The following is a 15,255-nucleotide window of genomic DNA, read 5'->3' on the forward strand; positions in this document are numbered from 1 at the left end:
GCCGGGCCGGGTCTTCGGAGACGAAGACGCATCGCGAATCACGCTGTTGTTGGCCAATGGCCTGGCCTTCGGGGCGCCAGGCCATGCACAGCGGCGTCCGGATTCAGCGCCCGGTCTTGCTCCGCGCCGCACGCTCCGGGTTGAAGCCCAGCAGCGCCAGCAGGGTAAAGGCGGCGGTAGTGCCTGCGGTGATGCACAGGGCCTGGAGGTTCAGCTCCGTATAGAGGGCATGACGCACCAGCTCGACCGCGTGAGTGAAGGGATTAAGGATGCAGGCCCAGTAGAGCCATTCGTTCGCTTCGCGCATCTTCCATAGCGGATAGAGCGCCGACGAGACGAAGAACATCGGGAAGATGACGAAATTCATCACGCCGGCGAAGTTCTCCAGCTGGCGGATATGGCTCGAGAGGAAGAGACCGATGGCGCCGAGCAGCAGCGCGGTCAGCAGTAATGCCGGCAGCGCCCACAACAGGCCCGCCAGTGGCGGGTCGAAGCCGACAAGCACCCAGGCGAGACCGAGGAAGGCGTAGACCTGGGTCAGCGAGATCAGCGCGATGGCGACAAGCTTGCACAGTAGCAGCCAGGTGCGTGGCAGCGGGCTCATCAGCAGCACGCGCATGCTGCCCATCTCGCGGTCGTAGACCATCGACAGCGAACTCTGCATGCCGTTGAACAGCAGGATCATGCAGCACAGGCCCGGCGCGATGTAGGTCTCGTAGGTGATGTAGGTCTGGTACGGGGGAATGATGGCCACGCCCAGGGCAGCCCGGAAGCCGGCGGCGAACACCACCAGCCAGAGCAGTGGCCGCACCAGGGCGCTGAGGAAACGGCTACGCTGCTGCACGAAGCGCAGGAACTCCCGCGTCAGGATGCCGCGGAAGCTGTGCCAGTAGGCCCGCCGGCGGGGTTGGGTCGGCAAACTCATCATGTTCATGCGGCACACTCCGCATCCGTTGACGCGGTCAGGCGTTCGAAGGCCTCGGCGAGGTTGACGCTGCGGGTCAGGCGGCAGAGCTGCTCGCCCCGATTATCCGCGCACACACGGCCGCGGTGCAGCACGATGACGCGATCGTCCGCCTCGATCTCCTCGATCAGGTGGGTGGCCCAGAGCACGGTCAGCCCCTGGTCCCGGCACAGGCCGCGGACATAGGCGTTGAGGTCGGCCCGGGTGCGGGTATCGAGGCCGACGGTGGCCTCGTCCAGCAGCAGGATCGCCGGCCGGTGGAGCAGGGCGCGCGCGATCTCGACCCGGCGCCGGTGGCCGCCGTTGAGATTGCGCACCCGTTCGTGGAGACGCTCGGCCAGCCCCAGGCGCTCGAGCTCGGCCGCTGCGCGCCGGCGGATCTCGCGCCGATCGAGGCCGTGCAGGGCGCCGTGGTAGTCGAGATTCTGCTCGACGCTGAGGTCGAGATCCAGGGTGCTCTGCTGGAACACCACGCCGAGGCGCTGCATCACCTCGGCCGGATGCTGGCGGATCGGCCTGCCCAGCATGCGGATCTCGCCCTGCTGCAGCGCATAAAGGCGGGTCAGCAGCGCGAACAGGGTGCTCTTGCCGGCGCCGTTGGGGCCCAGCAGCGCATTGAAGCTGCCCGTCTCCAGTTCGAAGCTGAGGTCCCGCAGTGCTTCCCGGGCACCGTAGCGAAAGCCGAGCCCCTCGACCGCGATGCTCATCAGGATTTCACCGCCAGGCCCCAGGGGTAGCGGCCGACCTTGATCGATTTCACCACCTTGAGCCTGTCGACGTCGATCACCGAGACGTCGCCGCTGACGCCGTTGGTGGTCAGCAGCTTCGACTCGTCGCTGCTGAACGCCGGTGCCAGACGCGGCGGCCGACCAGCAGGTAGTCGAGCACCTCGTAGGTGCTGGCATCGACGACGGCGACATGGTTGGCCGGCCCCAGGGCGACGAAGGCGTAACGGCCGTCCGAGGTCAGCTTGACGCCGACCGGCTGGATCTTGTCCGGGTGCACGCCGCGGATCTCGAAGGTCAGTTTGCGGGTGATCTGGCGCGTCTCGACATCGACCACCGAGACGGTGCCGCCGATCTCGGCACTGGCCCAGAGCACCGAGCCGTCCTTGCTGAACTCGACATGGCGCGGGCGCTGATCGACCAGGGTGTTATCGACCAGTTCATGGGTTTCGGTGTCGATCCAGTGCAGCATGTTGGTGGTTTCGCTGGTGTTGACCGCCCACTTGCCGTCCGGGCTCACCGCCATGCCCTCGGGCTCGACGCCGACGTCGATCTGCGCCAGCACTTCGTGGCTGTCGACATCGACCACGGTGACCAGGGCGTCGTCCTCGTTGGCGATATAGAGCCGTTTGTCGTTGGGGTGCAGCGCGAACTGTTCCGGGTCCTCGCCCGACGGCAGGCTGGCGACGATCCTGTGACTGGCCAGATCCATTATCTGCACGGTGTCGGAGTCGCTGGCACAGATATACAGCTTGCTGCCGTCTTTCGACAGGGTGATGCCGCGCGGGCGCTGGCCGACGTCGAGGGTTTCGATTACTTCGAGACTGTCGAGATCGATCAGCGACAGGGTGTCGTCCTTCTCGTTCGAGACATAGGCAACTTCGGCCAGGGCCAGCGGCGACAGCAACAGCGTGCACGCCAGGCCCAGGGCAGTTCTCTTGAGTGTCATTGTTATTCTCCTCTGTTGGCGTACAGCTCGGCGCAGCGGCTTTCTGGCGCATCGAAGCCCAGGCTGTCGAGATCGGTCACGGGGTGCAGGATGCCCTCCTGCGGCGACTGGGAAACCAGGGCGCGCGGATGGACCAGTGGGATCGGCTGGCGCAGCTGGCCGCTCCAGGGACGGTAGCTGAGCTTGCGCCCCTTGAAGGCGGCAAGCTGGAATTTATCGGACAGCAGGAAGTCGCGGATGGCGGCCGGTTCCACGGCCTTCAACTGGGTCACGGCCTCGGCGATCGAGCGCACGCCGGCCCAGGCGGCATAGTCGCGGCTGTCCATCCAGCGCCCGGCGTTTTCCTCGAAACGGCTTTGCAGCTGGGCCGCTCCCCACTGTTCGACGACGCGGTGCCAGGCCACCGGCGTCAGTCCCTGGGTGCCGGCGACAGGGCGCGGGAACCAGCTGTTGTAGAGGACGTATTCGCCAAAATCGCCGCGCTCGTCGGCAACCAGCACCACGTCGTAATCCTTGCCCTGGGTGAACAGCGGCAGTTCCTTCTGGGCGCTGCGGCGCAGGTCGGTATCGAAGCTCCAGGCCTTCTCGGCGACGACGGTGCCGCCAAAGCGCCTGCCGGCACGTTTCAGCGCCTCGGCATAGGCTCTGTCCTCCGGCTGGTTGCCGACGATCAGCAGCCAGTCCTGCCACCTGCGCGACGCCAGCCACTGCGCCAGCGCATCGGCCAGCATCGCCCGGCTCGGCAGCGTATGCAGCACATTGGCCAGGCATTGCTCGGTGCGCAGGGTGTCGTCGCTGCTGCCGGCATTGAAGATCAGTGTATCGGGCCCCAGCCTGGTACTGAGTTCGATCAGTTGTGCCGCCGGCAGGTCGGCGACGAAGAGGCCGATGCCGCTGTCGTGCATTGCCTGTGCCTGCAGCAGCAGCGCCTGGGGATCCCCGTTCTCGGCGGTCTCGAGGCGATAGCGCTGTTTGAGGAAACGTCCGGTGGTGTTGCTGTCGGCGATGGCCAGCTCGGTACCGCGCAGGCCGGTGTCGCGTGACTCGGGCAGGACATTAGACAGCGCCGGCGGCGTAGCCGGGCGGTAGCTGAGGTAGCCGATGCGGATTTCGAGGCTTTCGGCCGCCGCTGTCGCGCCGATCAGCAGGGCCAGTCCGAGACCGGCCAGTCGCAGAAGTTGTCGGGTCGTCATCGCGGGTCTTTCTTGTTATGGCTATACGACCAGCTTAGGGGCGGTGGCAAAACGGCGAAATATGCAGAAAGTACCGTTCGATTGGTACCGAAGTACTATTCAGGCCCCGCCCGGTGCACGGCAGCATGACAGGTGACAACAACAAGCAGAAGGACAACAACAATGCCGACCCGACCGATCATCTCCGCGGTGCTGGCCGCAGGCCTGCTGGCGTCCGTTCAGGCCCTGGCCGAAGGCGACTTGACGACCCGGCCCACCGAACTGCCCGCGCTGGTGCTCGGCAGTGAAGAGAGCGATTATTCGATGTCGCAGAATCGCTACGAACTGGAAACCGGCAAGGCCTACAAGCTCGAAATCATCTCGACCGGTCGCAAGGAATACGCCATCCGCGCGCCGGAGTTCTTTGCCGCGATCTTCCTGCGCAAGGTCGAGGCCGGCGACATGGAGATCAAGGCCGTGAGCCTGACTGAACTCGAGTTCGAGCAGGAAGGCGAAGCCGAACTCTACTTCGTGCCGGTGAAGCCCGGCGAATTCAGCTTCTATTCCGCCGGGCTGGAAGGCAAGGGCATGGTCGGGACCTTCAGCGTGCGCTGAACTTTTCCTTCGACAGGCTACACGCCGCCACCTGCCTTTTGTGGGGGCGTCAGAGCTCCACGCGTACGCCGATGGTGATGACCTGTTCGTCGAGAAAGTCGTGCCCCAGCAGGGCCTGGTAGTCGACGAACGGCATGATGCCATTGGCCAGCACGGCCGTGGCGCCGATGCCGGCGGTAAAGTAGTTGCGATCGGGTTCGTCGGTTTGGTAATTCAGGGCCGTATTGCCCGTATCCTCCGCGAAGCTCGAGGTGATGGTCCGGGAATCGTCGTCGAATTCGTGGACGTAGAAGATGCTGGCCTGGGGCAGCAGGACGCCCCAGCTGCGGCTCAGGGCGTAGCTGACCTGGGCGCCGAGGCTTGTGGTCAGCGACGAAATCGACTGGTCGTCGTAGCTTTGCGCCAGGCCGCCACCGCCGCTTTCGGACCAGCTGTCGATATCGGTCTCGATAAAGTCGAGGCTGGCCTGCGGACTCAGGGTCCAGGGCCCGGATACCCGGTCGTAACCCAGATTGATGCCGCCGAACCACTGGTCGCCATCGGTATCTCCTGTTGCCACTTCTGATACAGTACCGAGGGAAACAGGAGGATTTACACCGTCGTCAACGAATAACTCATAGTTTATGTTCCGGGTGCTATCGTAATCGAGCCAGGCATAGCCGAGGTAGGCGTCGATATAGAGATTCTCGCGCGGACGGAAATTGCCGTAGGCGATCAGCGATATATTGTCGGTATCGAGGCTGCCGGCGCTGTTGTCGAAATCGGCCTCGCTGTCGGAATAGCCAATTGCCACCCCGGCCGTGACCTGGTCCGAATAGCGGTAATCGGCGCCGAAGGTGGCGCCGTAGAGATCTTCGTCGTATCCGGTTTCGAAATCGCTGTCGTCGCGCTCGGTATCGGTATAGTTGGCGGTAACGAACAGGCTGAGGCGGCCAAAATTCATTTCGGCGCTGGCGCCGCCGCCGTTTTCTTCGTCCTCGTCATCCTCCTCGTCGAGCCTAGACTCGATATTGGTCGCCTGGAGACGGGCGCCGGTCAGCGAGATCCTGCTCTGGGCACCCTGGATGCCCATGTTATTGCCCGTCGCGGCAGCCGAGCGACGATTGCCCGAACCTGGGCCGGCTTCGAGAATCAATTCGCACTGGCTGGCGAGGTCGCTCTCGGGGTCGGCGCCTTCGCAGATGTTCACCCAATTGTCGTCCAGCTCCTCTGCCGGTGTCTGGGCGAATGCCTGACCCGTCGTCAAGAGGCCGCAAAGTACGACGATGCTACCTGTCTTAATATGAAAGGCCTGGGCAGAGGCCGGTTCCGATGTCCTGCATTCCATGGTGTCCCCCCGGGGCGAGGCTGGTTGAGAGGAATTGTCGATGTGTAAGTGTAGTGCAGCTACCGCGATGCAACATCGCAATCGCGCGAACTGCCATGTCAGTCGGGGCCCGGTCTGCTATGTTGCAATCGAAGACCGTCGCATTCGCCGGCGGTCGGGTCCGGCGGGATATCGAGGCAACAGCGATGGCCAACGAACAGCAGCGGGCGGTGCTCTTTGCCGATATCAGCGGCAGTACCCGGCTGTACGAGGCTGTAGGCGATCTGAGGGCACGCGAGATCGTGGCGAACTGCATCGGTCTGATGATCAGCGCCTGCGAAGGCCAGGGCGGCACGCTGATCAAGACGATCGGCGACGAGGTGATGGTCAGCTTCGAGGAAGCCCGGGCCGCCGCGCGGTCGGCGATACGGATGCAGGAGGGGATCAGCGGTGCGCTGGTCGTCGAGGGGCGGCCGATCCAGATCCGCGTGGGCTTCCATCAGGGATCCGTGTTGCTGGATGCCGGCGATATTTTCGGCGACACCGTCAATCTGGCGGCGCGTATCGCCGCCCAGGCCAAGGCCGGACAGGTGTTGACCACCGGTGCCACCTTCCGGATTCTGGGGCCGGAATGGGCCGGCATGGTACGTCGGATCGACTGCGCGCCGGTCAAAGGCAAGCGCGAGGAGGTCGAGATCTTCGAGCTCCTGTGGCAGCGCGACGACCTGACCCGGATGGCAGGCTGCGAGCCGGGGCCACGCCTGACGCGGCCGGGGGCCCGGCTCCGGCTCGAATACCGCGGCCTGTCGATCGAGATCTGCGCCCAACGCCCCAGCCTGACCATCGGCCGCTCCGAGCAGAACGACCTGGTGGTCATCCAGAGCTGGCGTCCCGCCAGCATGCCCGCATCAATTACCACAAGGGTCACTTCGTGCTGACCGACCAGAGCACCAACGGTACCTATCTGATCGATGAAGACGGCGACGAGACCTTCGTGCACCGGGATATCCTCAGCCTCCATGGCGGTTGCCTGATCGGGCTCGGCGAGGTGCCCGAAGCCGACTCGGCCGATAGCCTGCGGGCACGCCTTATCGATTGACCGGCCGCGGCCCGTCATCGAGCCGTCGGGCCAGTGTTTCGAGCAGCCCGGGCCATGCGGAGCGCCAGCAGCAGCGGTGGTCGAATGCGGCGAAATGCAGGTGCTGCGCCGAGGGCTGGCGGACAATCGCCGCCTCGACCAGGTCGACGGGCACGTTGCGGTCGCGACCGCCCGTCAGATGCAGCTGATGAATGGACCCGGGCAGCGGCGGTCGCACAGCCGGGTTGAGCGATTTTTGCAGTGGCCGGTAGCCGTGGTGAGTGGCCCAGCGTTGCGGATCCAGATTGGCGGCCAGGGTGACGACCGCCCGGGTATCGGGCAGGCGTTCGGCCAGCAACATCGCCAGGGTACCGCCGCCGCTGTACCCGAACAGGATCAGGCCTTGGTAGTCGTGCGTTGCACGCCACTGTTGAAGGGCGGCTGCGAGACTGTCGACCACCATCTGCGAGTAGCGGCCGTCGGTCCAGAGATCGGGCGTGCACGCCGGCGGCGTCGCCGGCGCGTGATAGCAGGGGCGCCCGAGATAGAGACGCGGCGCCGGATCCTGCGCCATCAACTGCAGCATCAACGGCTTCCGCGGCGTCGGGTCGGCCGCGGGCCAGCGTCCATCGAGCCAGGGCGAGCCGTCCCCGGCCAGGTAAACATGCAGCAGCGGGCCCCGCGGCATCGGTGCAGGCGAGAACAGCACATGTTCGAAGCCGGCGCCCATGACGAGGCTTTTGCTGAAACCGAGGCGACGGGCCTCGTTATCGAAACGCCCGGCCGGCGCAAGACTGCAGCCGCTGATACTCAGCAGCAGGAGCAGCGCCGCGGTACGGCGCCAACGGATTGGAAGGTCGCAGAGCGTCATCACAAGCCTTTTTCTGCCGGGCGGTAGCGCAATCGGGCTGGGCTGGGGACCGGCTTGAACTATCATTGTAGGAAGGCGCAGCTGACTCGACCAGTAGGGTAACCAGATGAGAGCGGGTGGCACTGAGGGGCTTGGCTTTTTGCATTCGGGCGGCGGATTGCCGGCCGGTTGGATTGGGCGCGGGCTGCTTCTGCTGGTCCTGGTGCTGGCGGGCTGCCAGGGCGGTGGTCAGTTGCAACAGACGGCGACCGAGGCTGCAGCGGCGCGCAACGCGGACGACTTTCTGATCGTAGACTGCCTGCTGCCCGGCCAGGTGCGAAAACTGGGCCGGCAACTGACCTATCAGACCGCCCGGCGGCCGATACGGACCTCCGCCGTCAACTGCGAGATCCGGGGCGGCGAGTACGTGGCCTACGACCGCGCCGACTATGCCAGCGCGCTGAAGGTCTGGCTTCCGAAGGCGCTGGAAGGCGACCCCGAGGCGCAGAACTACGTTGGCGAGATCTACGAAAAGGGCTTGGGACTGGCGCCGGATTATCGCGTGGCCGCTCACTGGTACCGGCAGGCGGCTGATCAGGGATATGCTCCGGCACAGATCAACATGGGCAACCTCAGCGAAAAGGGGCTCGGTGTCCCCCGGGACCGGCAGGCGGCGCTCAACTGGTATCGAAGGGCCTCGGGGCTGGGCGATGATCTGGCGTTCAGCTCGACGCTCAAGGCGGAGTTCGACGAGCAGGAACGCGAACTGACGTCGTTGCGCAGCGAGCTGTCGCAACGCCGGGAATCGGAGGCGCAGCTGCGTGCCCAGGTGCAGCGCACCCAGCGGCAGCTCGAGGCCAGACAGCAGGAGCTGGAGGCGTCGCGGCGCCAGGCTGACGAGATCCGGCGCCGGCTGGAACAGAAGAAGTCGCCACCCGGTGCCGCCGTGCCTCCCCCGGCCGATGATTCCGCGGCTCTGCGACAGCAGGTCGATTCGCTGTCCCGGGACAAGCAGCAGTTGCAGCAACAGCTCGATGGGCTGGCGCGCAGCGGGCCGGAGCTGGAGCAGCGGCTTGCCGGTACGCAGCAGCAGGTCGAGGGTTTGCGGGCACAGTTGCAGCAGGCTCAGGTGCAACTTGCCGGCCACCGGCAGGAACTGTCTGCCACCCGGCAGGAGCTGGAGGCCAGCCGCCAGGCGCTGGCGCGCCAGCGCGAGCTGAGCAGTGGCCAGAACGCGGACGAAGCGCGTCTGCAGACGCTCGCGCAACAGAACCGGACGCTGGAGAACCAACAGCAGCGCTACGAATCGTTGATCTCCGAAGGACGCGAGGAACAGCAACGCCTGCAACAGGCACTGAATGCACTCCAGAGCGAACAGAGCGGCACCGAGCAGCGACTGCAGCAGTATCGCGAGCAACAGCAGACACTCCAGCTGGCGCTGAAGGAGAAGGAGACTGTACTACAGCAGATGCAGGCACAACAGCAGCAAAGCGAGGCGGAGCTGGCCGCCAGCCGTACCCGCTATGAAACGGAGCTGCAGCTCTTTGCCCAGGAGACCCGGGCACAGCGGCAACGTCGCCAGAGCGAGATTGCCGCGCTGGACCGGCAACTGCAGTCCCGGCAGCAGCAGGTCGACGCCCAGCAGTCCGAGATCGAAGCCTTGCAGCAGGCGGTTCGACAGCAGGAGCAGCAGCTGTCGCAACTGGAGCGGGCCGAGACAGGACGCGCTGTTGCGGCGGCCGGACCGCCCTCGATCGAGATCATTGAGCCGCCCGTTGTGCTGATGCGCGGCGTGCCCAGTGTTCAGTTGCAGTCGCCGGTGCTGGAGCGGGAGGTTATCGGCAAGGTGGTGGCGCCGGCCGGTCTGTTGAGCTTCCAGGTCAATGGCAAGGCGGTGGCCGTTGGGGACAACAGCCTGTTCCAGGTCAAGGTCCCGATCCGGTCCGGCAGGACGCCGGTGGAGATCGTTGCCGTCGACCGCGAGGGACGTCGTGTCGTGGCCGCGTTCTCACTGGTCACCGAGCCGCCTGCGGTCGCCAAAGCGTCTGAAGGTTCCACTACCGAGGCGACACAGGCACCCGAACTCGCGCTTGGCAACTACCATGCACTGGTTATCGGCAACAACCGGTATCGCCACTTCCCGAGTCTGAATACGGCCAGAAACGATGCCCGCGATGCGGAAAAACTGCTGCGTGAACGATACGGTTTCAAGACCACCCTGCTGCTCGATGCGGACCGCTACGCGATACTCTCGGCGCTGAACCGCTTGCGGCAGGAGCTTACCGAGCAGGACAATCTGCTGATCTACTATGCCGGTCACGGCGAACTGGATCGAATCAACGATCGCGGCTTCTGGCTGCCGGTCGATGCGGAGCAGGGCAACAGCGCCAACTGGATCTCCAACGTCGATATCACCGATATCCTCAACGCCATGCGCGCCAAACAGGTGATGGTGGTCGCCGACTCCTGCTATTCCGGTACCCTGAGTCTGTCGTCGATGCCCAGGCTGGAGTTGAGCATTCCCGAGGACAACCGCAACGAATGGATCATGACCCTGGCGCAGGTGAGGGCGCGCACCGTTCTGACCTCGGGCGGCGTCAAGCCGGTGCCGGATTCGGCGGGCGGCAATCATTCCGTTTTTGCCACGGCATTTCTGGAGACCCTTAGCGGCAATCAGCGCGTACTCGAGGGCCATGCCCTGTACCGCGAAGTACTGCAGCGGGTACAGCAGCGCAAGCTGAGGCCCGAACTGCAACAGGTACCCGATTATGCACCTATCCATCATGCCGGTCATGAAGCCGGCGAGTTCTTTTTCCGGCCCCTCTGAGCCGCCATGGACGCCCTGAACCGGGACTCGCCCGGAGGACAACGTCTTATGCCGCAACAGCAGTACCTGGGTAAATACCGGCTCGACGGGGTGCTGGGCGAAGGCGGAATGGGGGTGGTGTACAAGGCCTACGATCCCCATATTGCACGTACCGTGGCAATCAAGACGGTACACCGGGCGTTGCTGGAAGGGGAACTCGGGCGGGATCTGCTGCAACGCTTTCGTCACGAGGCCCGGGCGGTGGGCCGGCTGACGCATCAGAACATCGTGGCCATTTACGAGTACGAAGAGGACGAGAAGTGTGGGCTGCCCTTTTTCGTCATGGAGTACGTTGAAGGCAAGGAACTCAAGGACTATCTGCGCCACGGCACCCGTTTCCAGTTTCACGAAGTGCTTAAAATCATTAGCCAGGTGCTCGATGCGCTGGACTACACCCACTCCCTCGGCATCATTCACCGCGACATCAAGCCCGCCAATATCATCCTGCTGCCGGACGGCTCGGTGAAGATTGCCGATTTCGGCATCGCCAAACTGGAAACCACCGAGCTGACGCAGACCGGTGGCGTGATTGGAACGCCCAACTACATGTCGCCGGAGCAGTGCCTGGGAAACGCGGTCGATGCCCGCACCGACCTCTTCTCCACCGGCATAGTGCTGTACGAAATGCTGACCGGCAACAAGGCCTTTCCCGGCGATCTCTCCAATACGGTGATTCACCGTATCATCCATGAGATGCCCGGCAAGCCGGACAGCTCCAGCGCCGAGGTGGTGCGCTTCTTCGACAAGGTGGTGAAAAAAGCGCTGGCGAAGCAGCCCGATCAGCGCTTTCAGAACGCCGCGGAGTTCCGTGCTGCCGTCGATGCGTTCAGGGACCAGCGCCGCAAGAGCGACAGCCGGCCGAGGTTTCGCCTCTGGGTGGCCATCGTGATATTGGTCGGCTTCCTGGTCGGCGACCATGGCTATCAGTGGTACCGCGAACGGGCCGACCTGGCTCGCGAATCACCGACGCCGGAACTGGATCTGGACGGGCTGGAGCCCCCATCGGCGGGTATACCGTCAGAGCAGAAGCCCCAGGACGTCGTGCTGACGCTGGTCGATCAGGAAAAGATACAGCGTCTGCTGGCGGTGGCACGGGTGCACCTGATGGTGGGTCGGTTGGTCCTGCCCCAGGGCAGCAATGCCTACGATGCCTATCGGTTGGTGCTGGATATCGATCCGGCCAACCCGGCGGCGAACGAGGGCATGAACGTGGTTGCGAACCGGCTGGTGGAACAGTCGCTGCAGCTCTGGCAAGCGGGAGAGCGGAGTGCAGCCCGGGGCCAGGTCAAACGGGGGCTGGCGCTATTTCCCGCCCATAGCGGTTTGCTGGCGCTGCAACAGCGGCTCGATACAGAGCCCGGGGATTAATCGCGGCTGTCCTGTTCGGCCTCGAGATCTTCAAGACTGAGGCGGATCTCGACGGCATGCTGCAACCAGCGGTCCGCTGCGTCCCAGTCACCGGCCAGGCGCGCACGACGGGCCTCTTCGAGAAAGGCCTGTGCCAGCCGCGAACGGGCCTCGAGCAGGCGCGGATGCCCGGCGCCGAGCGCCGTCATCCGGAGCAGGTATTCGGCGGCGCTGTCCGTTGCCGGCAGAACGAGATTGCCGCTGTCGATCGCCCTGGAAAAGCGTTCGAACAGAGCCGTCAGGCGTTGCTCCCGTTCGCTGTCGGAAAGTGTCGGCGGCGGCAGGCTGCTCAGCGCCAGCAGTCGCTGTCGATAGTCGCTGCCCGCTTCGTCCGCCGGCAACGGGCTTTCCGGCCGGGGCTCGGCAATCGGCGCTTGCGGCGCTGGCGCAGGGGGTGGCGGAACAACCTCTTCATCGATCTTTTGCCACCAGATCGATAGCAGAAGGCCGGCGGCGACAACAGCGATGACAAGCCATCTGTGAAAGCGTCCGGGCAGGGCGCGGCCTGGCGCCGGCGTTGGTGTGGGTTGCGCCGGGCGCCGACCGAGCGGAAGAGTCGGCTCGAGGTCGGTACCTTTGCCCGGCGGGGGCCGCACGCTGGTTCGCTGTTTCGAAGGCGCTTTCCTGTCCGGTGGGGAGTCAACCATGGCGGGCCTTCCGAATGACTACACTTAGCTTCATAGTAGAGTATCGGGCCGGATGGTGCGCAGGGGGAGAATGCCTGCCGGTATCCCAATCCGGGTTCGGTGAATCCTGTCGAGGAACAGCATGCCTTCCCTCTCCTTTGGCTATGGGTCCGACGTCGGGCGCATACGGGACCACAATGAAGACAGTTACGTGGTCGATCCGCAGCTGGGACTCTGGCTGGTGGCCGATGGCATGGGCGGTCACCAGGGCGGGGAAGTTGCCAGTGCCATTGCCGGCCTGACCGTGCATCAGGGCGTTGCCCGGGGACAGTCGCTGCTGGATGCGATTCAGGATGCCCATCAGGCGATACTCAGCGCGGGCGAGCAGGGCGATGGCAACAAAGGGATGGGCGCCACCCTGGTGGCATTACGCGGCCAGGGACTGAGCTACGAGATCGCCTGGGTCGGCGACAGCCGGGCCTATCTGTGGGATGCGGCGGAGCGGGCGCTGCATCGCCTCAGTCATGACCACTCCTATGTCCAGTGGCTGGTGGACAAGGGCGAACTGAGCGAGCAGGAGGCCGCCAGCCATCCGCAGGCTCATGTGGTGCTGCAGGCGCTCGGAGCGACGGAACGTACGCCACTGCGGGTGAGTCGCACCAGCGGACAGTGGCAGCGGGGGCAGCGGATTCTGCTGTGCAGCGACGGGCTCAACGGTGAACTGGATGATGCCCGGCTGAGCCTTGTTCTGGGTGGCGGCGATTCCGAGCAGATGCAGGCGGATCGTCTGATCCAGGACGCGCTGGCGCATGGCGGGCGCGACAATGTCAGCGTCATCGTCGTTTCGGCCCCCGAGGATGCGCCTGCAGCGGCCAGCCTGGATGCCACCCTGCCGATGATGGCGCCATCGCCGATGTCGGTGTCTGCGCGCTCCGGGCGGCGCCTTGGCTATCTGGGGGTCGCTGTACTCTGCGTGCTGCTGATCGTGCTGGTGCTCTATCTCGCTTGATGGCCGGCTAAAGAGGTAAAACTATGAACAATAACGAGGGCGATGATTCGTCGCCGGCACCAGCGGACGCTGCCGCCGGCGGATGGTCGCTGGTATCCGAGCATCTGCCGCAGGGTAGCCTGTCGTTGAGCGGCGCCCTGGTGATCGGGCGCGGGACGGAATGCGATCTGGTGATTGACGACCCTCACCTCTCGCGCCGGCATGCAACGATCAGGGTATCGGAAACAGGCCTGCAGGTGGAGGACCTGGGGTCGGCCAACGGCACCTATCTCAATGACACGCGGATCGAGGCCGGCGAGGCGCACCCGGGGGATGAAATCCGCCTGGACCGGCTGGCCTTCAAGGTATTGGGCCCGGTGACGGCCGACCTGGAAACGACGCGGCTGCGGGATCCCGAAGCGACCGCGCTGCATGTCGCCGACAGCACCGCACTGTTGCAGGCGGGCGGCGAAGCGGAGGAGGGCACCCGGCTGCTCGGTGCGCCCGCAGCCTGGCTGGAGGGGGCCGGGGTGGAGCGCTTCGCGCTGGAACCGGGGCTGATCCGCATCGGCCGGGCACCGGACAACGATCTGGTGCTCGACGATCCATCGGTTTCGTCACGGCATGCCGAGCTTGGGTTCCAGCATGGTCAGTGGACCCTGACCGATCTGCAGTCCACCAATGGCTCCTATGTTGGCGACGAGGCGGCCGAAAGCTCGCCGCTGAGCAGTGGTGACCGGCTGCGTTTCGGTAAAGTGGAGATGCAATTCAAGCAGGACATGCCAGGCCGGTCGGGGGACGCGTCCTCGAGAACGGTTACAGGTTTCGGCGCCGGGCGCCGAAGAAGGGGCCTGAGGCTGCTGCTCGGACTTGTGTTACTGGCGGCCTGCGCTGCCGTCGTCCTGCTGTTGCTGCAGCGGCCAGCTTAGCCCGGGAGCTATACTCAGGGGTGTCGAGCAGTGGCTGCCTACTCTCAGGGGAGAACGAAAATGGCCAAGTTGATAATCAAAGACCTGCCGGAAAACACGGAGCTGGACCGCAAAGCGATGAGGACCATTGTCGGGGGCGCCGCGCCCGCCTGCATGGGAATCCGCTCAGGCGCAGTCTCGATTTCGGGCCGCGCCCGCTGTTCAAATAGGGTGGAAATCGGCCGGCGGCTGAATGCTGTTGATCCGTAGCAAACATTCACCAAAAAATATGTTTCAATGAAGCAAACTATCGCCAATTAAAAACCCGGGCATCTGGCCCGGGTTTTTTATTATTTTTGATAAATAACCTTTTTAAATCAGCTGATTACAATGTTTTAGCGATGTCGTTTTCGAGATTGGCACAAGGTCTGCAATATACAGGTCAGAGCGCAGGTCAGAGCGATCAGCCAACCTGGAAACACGCTCTAGCCACCCTGAACCATTGGAGATAATGCCATGACCATTGCCATCAACGATCTGCACGAAAGTAAAACACTGGACTCCCAGGCGCTGGCCGGCGTACGCGGCGGTTATGCCTTCAACCCGGGATACCTGATGCCGAAGCCGGGCTGGTTCGGTCCGGTCAGCAGCAACACCAAGCAGCTGACCAACAGCAATACCCAGCTGAACATTGCCGTACTGAGCCAGGACGTCTTCCAGACCAACAGCAATACTGTACTTCAGTTCTGATCGAGCGCTGCCGCGCGGGAGCCGAAACGGACTTGCTCCCGCCAACAACAG

General features: G+C 64.2%; 17 protein-coding genes. 9 read left to right on the forward strand and 8 right to left on the reverse strand.

Annotated elements, in window-relative coordinates; translation table 11 throughout:
* Nucleotides 1-103: 103 nt before the first annotated feature.
* Genes ACFQDL_RS24750 through ACFQDL_RS24770 form a run of 5 tightly spaced genes read right to left on the reverse strand, consistent with a single transcriptional unit; the run spans nucleotide 104 to nucleotide 3,831 of the window.
* Nucleotides 104-934, reverse strand: coding sequence for an ABC transporter permease (locus ACFQDL_RS24750; protein ID WP_379911340.1), 831 nt, complete (start codon nucleotides 932-934; stop codon nucleotides 104-106).
* Nucleotides 931-1,671, reverse strand: a complete 741-nt coding sequence (locus tag ACFQDL_RS24755; RefSeq protein WP_379911341.1) for an ABC transporter ATP-binding protein — start codon at nucleotides 1,669-1,671, stop codon at nucleotides 931-933. The genes ACFQDL_RS24750 and ACFQDL_RS24755 overlap by 4 nt, the downstream gene beginning before the upstream one ends.
* Nucleotides 1,671-1,751, reverse strand: coding sequence for a hypothetical protein (locus ACFQDL_RS24760; protein WP_379913320.1), 81 nt, complete (start codon nucleotides 1,749-1,751; stop codon nucleotides 1,671-1,673). Before ACFQDL_RS24760 ends, ACFQDL_RS24755 begins: the two co-directional genes overlap by 1 nt.
* A gap of 29 nt (nucleotides 1,752-1,780) precedes the next feature.
* Nucleotides 1,781-2,638, reverse strand: a complete 858-nt coding sequence (locus tag ACFQDL_RS24765; RefSeq protein WP_379911342.1) for a PQQ-dependent catabolism-associated beta-propeller protein — start codon at nucleotides 2,636-2,638, stop codon at nucleotides 1,781-1,783.
* A 2-nt stretch (nucleotides 2,639-2,640) separates the two neighbouring features.
* Nucleotides 2,641-3,831, reverse strand: coding sequence for an ABC transporter substrate-binding protein (locus tag ACFQDL_RS24770; RefSeq protein WP_379911343.1), 1,191 nt, complete (start codon nucleotides 3,829-3,831; stop codon nucleotides 2,641-2,643).
* A gap of 162 nt (nucleotides 3,832-3,993) precedes the next feature.
* Here ACFQDL_RS24770 and ACFQDL_RS24775 point away from each other — a divergent pair, with 162 nt between their 5' ends.
* Nucleotides 3,994-4,425, forward strand: a complete 432-nt coding sequence (locus ACFQDL_RS24775; protein WP_379911344.1) for a cupredoxin domain-containing protein — start codon at nucleotides 3,994-3,996, stop codon at nucleotides 4,423-4,425.
* 49 nt (nucleotides 4,426-4,474) lie between these two features.
* On the opposite strand, the gene ACFQDL_RS24780 is transcribed toward ACFQDL_RS24775, so the two are convergent.
* Nucleotides 4,475-5,614, reverse strand: coding sequence for an autotransporter outer membrane beta-barrel domain-containing protein (locus ACFQDL_RS24780; protein ID WP_379911345.1), 1,140 nt, complete (start codon nucleotides 5,612-5,614; stop codon nucleotides 4,475-4,477).
* A 257-nt stretch (nucleotides 5,615-5,871) separates the two neighbouring features.
* On the opposite strand from ACFQDL_RS24780, the gene ACFQDL_RS24785 reads away from it, so the two are divergent.
* Both ACFQDL_RS24785 and ACFQDL_RS24790 read left to right on the forward strand, forming a co-directional pair.
* On the forward strand, nucleotides 5,872-6,669 hold the full coding sequence (locus tag ACFQDL_RS24785) for an adenylate/guanylate cyclase domain-containing protein (protein ID WP_379911346.1): 798 nt from the start codon (nucleotides 5,872-5,874) through the stop codon (nucleotides 6,667-6,669).
* Complete coding sequence (locus ACFQDL_RS24790; RefSeq protein WP_379911347.1) at nucleotides 6,663-6,830, forward strand: hypothetical protein; 168 nt, start codon at nucleotides 6,663-6,665, stop codon at nucleotides 6,828-6,830. The genes ACFQDL_RS24785 and ACFQDL_RS24790 overlap by 7 nt, the downstream gene beginning before the upstream one ends.
* Here the strand turns inward: ACFQDL_RS24790 and ACFQDL_RS24795 are convergent.
* Nucleotides 6,820-7,680, reverse strand: a complete 861-nt coding sequence (locus ACFQDL_RS24795) for a hypothetical protein (RefSeq protein WP_379911348.1) — start codon at nucleotides 7,678-7,680, stop codon at nucleotides 6,820-6,822. The two genes, ACFQDL_RS24790 and ACFQDL_RS24795, sit on opposite strands and share 11 nt — an antisense overlap.
* Nucleotides 7,681-7,786: 106 nt before the next feature.
* Between ACFQDL_RS24795 and ACFQDL_RS24800 the strand changes: the two genes are divergently transcribed.
* Together ACFQDL_RS24800 and ACFQDL_RS24805 are read left to right on the forward strand one after the other, a co-directional pair.
* The gene (locus tag ACFQDL_RS24800; protein WP_379911349.1) at nucleotides 7,787-10,486 is read left to right on the forward strand and encodes a caspase family protein; all 2,700 of its coding nucleotides are present in this window, start codon (nucleotides 7,787-7,789) and stop codon (nucleotides 10,484-10,486) included.
* A 48-nt stretch (nucleotides 10,487-10,534) separates the two neighbouring features.
* Nucleotides 10,535-11,893, forward strand: a complete 1,359-nt coding sequence (locus ACFQDL_RS24805) for a serine/threonine-protein kinase (RefSeq protein WP_379911351.1) — start codon at nucleotides 10,535-10,537, stop codon at nucleotides 11,891-11,893.
* On the opposite strand, the gene ACFQDL_RS24810 is transcribed toward ACFQDL_RS24805, so the two are convergent.
* Complete coding sequence (locus ACFQDL_RS24810) at nucleotides 11,890-12,273, reverse strand: hypothetical protein (protein WP_379911352.1); 384 nt, start codon at nucleotides 12,271-12,273, stop codon at nucleotides 11,890-11,892. The two genes, ACFQDL_RS24805 and ACFQDL_RS24810, sit on opposite strands and share 4 nt — an antisense overlap.
* 427 nt (nucleotides 12,274-12,700) lie before the next feature.
* On the opposite strand from ACFQDL_RS24810, the gene ACFQDL_RS24815 reads away from it, so the two are divergent.
* From ACFQDL_RS24815 to ACFQDL_RS24830, 4 genes are all read left to right on the forward strand, one after another.
* Complete coding sequence (locus ACFQDL_RS24815; protein ID WP_379911353.1) at nucleotides 12,701-13,567, forward strand: PP2C family protein-serine/threonine phosphatase; 867 nt, start codon at nucleotides 12,701-12,703, stop codon at nucleotides 13,565-13,567.
* A 23-nt stretch (nucleotides 13,568-13,590) separates the two neighbouring features.
* Nucleotides 13,591-14,475, forward strand: a complete 885-nt coding sequence (locus tag ACFQDL_RS24820) for an FHA domain-containing protein (RefSeq protein WP_379911354.1) — start codon at nucleotides 13,591-13,593, stop codon at nucleotides 14,473-14,475.
* 60 nt (nucleotides 14,476-14,535) lie between these two features.
* Entirely contained in the window at nucleotides 14,536-14,724 is a 189-nt protein-coding gene (locus tag ACFQDL_RS24825; protein WP_379911355.1) for a hypothetical protein, read from the forward strand.
* A 246-nt stretch (nucleotides 14,725-14,970) separates the two neighbouring features.
* Entirely contained in the window at nucleotides 14,971-15,204 is a 234-nt protein-coding gene (locus ACFQDL_RS24830; protein WP_379911356.1) for a hypothetical protein, read from the forward strand.
* The last annotated feature ends 51 nt before the right edge of the window (nucleotides 15,205-15,255 follow it).

Source organism: Marinobacterium aestuariivivens (genome assembly GCF_042661465.1).
GTDB classification, from domain to species: domain Bacteria; phylum Pseudomonadota; class Gammaproteobacteria; order Pseudomonadales; family Balneatricaceae; genus Marinobacterium_A; species Marinobacterium_A aestuariivivens.

Excerpts from the sequence above, each read along its gene's own strand:
- ACFQDL_RS24750 (WP_379911340.1), bottom strand. The coding sequence starts at position 934 with ATGAACATGATGAGTTTGCCGACCCAACCCCGCCGGCGGGCCTACTGG.
- ACFQDL_RS24755 (WP_379911341.1), bottom strand. The coding sequence starts at position 1,671 with ATGAGCATCGCGGTCGAGGGGCTCGGCTTTCGCTACGGTGCCCGGGAA.
- ACFQDL_RS24765 (WP_379911342.1), bottom strand. The coding sequence starts at position 2,638 with ATGACACTCAAGAGAACTGCCCTGGGCCTGGCGTGCACGCTGTTGCTG.
- ACFQDL_RS24770 (WP_379911343.1), bottom strand. The coding sequence starts at position 3,831 with ATGACGACCCGACAACTTCTGCGACTGGCCGGTCTCGGACTGGCCCTG.
- ACFQDL_RS24775 (WP_379911344.1), top strand. The coding sequence starts at position 3,994 with ATGCCGACCCGACCGATCATCTCCGCGGTGCTGGCCGCAGGCCTGCTG.
- ACFQDL_RS24785 (WP_379911346.1), top strand. The coding sequence starts at position 5,872 with ATGTTGCAATCGAAGACCGTCGCATTCGCCGGCGGTCGGGTCCGGCGG.
- ACFQDL_RS24795 (WP_379911348.1), bottom strand. The coding sequence starts at position 7,680 with ATGACGCTCTGCGACCTTCCAATCCGTTGGCGCCGTACCGCGGCGCTG.
- ACFQDL_RS24800 (WP_379911349.1), top strand. The coding sequence starts at position 7,787 with ATGAGAGCGGGTGGCACTGAGGGGCTTGGCTTTTTGCATTCGGGCGGC.
- ACFQDL_RS24805 (WP_379911351.1), top strand. The coding sequence starts at position 10,535 with ATGCCGCAACAGCAGTACCTGGGTAAATACCGGCTCGACGGGGTGCTG.
- ACFQDL_RS24815 (WP_379911353.1), top strand. The coding sequence starts at position 12,701 with ATGCCTTCCCTCTCCTTTGGCTATGGGTCCGACGTCGGGCGCATACGG.
- ACFQDL_RS24820 (WP_379911354.1), top strand. The coding sequence starts at position 13,591 with ATGAACAATAACGAGGGCGATGATTCGTCGCCGGCACCAGCGGACGCT.
- ACFQDL_RS24825 (WP_379911355.1), top strand. The coding sequence starts at position 14,536 with ATGGCCAAGTTGATAATCAAAGACCTGCCGGAAAACACGGAGCTGGAC.
- ACFQDL_RS24830 (WP_379911356.1), top strand. The coding sequence starts at position 14,971 with ATGACCATTGCCATCAACGATCTGCACGAAAGTAAAACACTGGACTCC.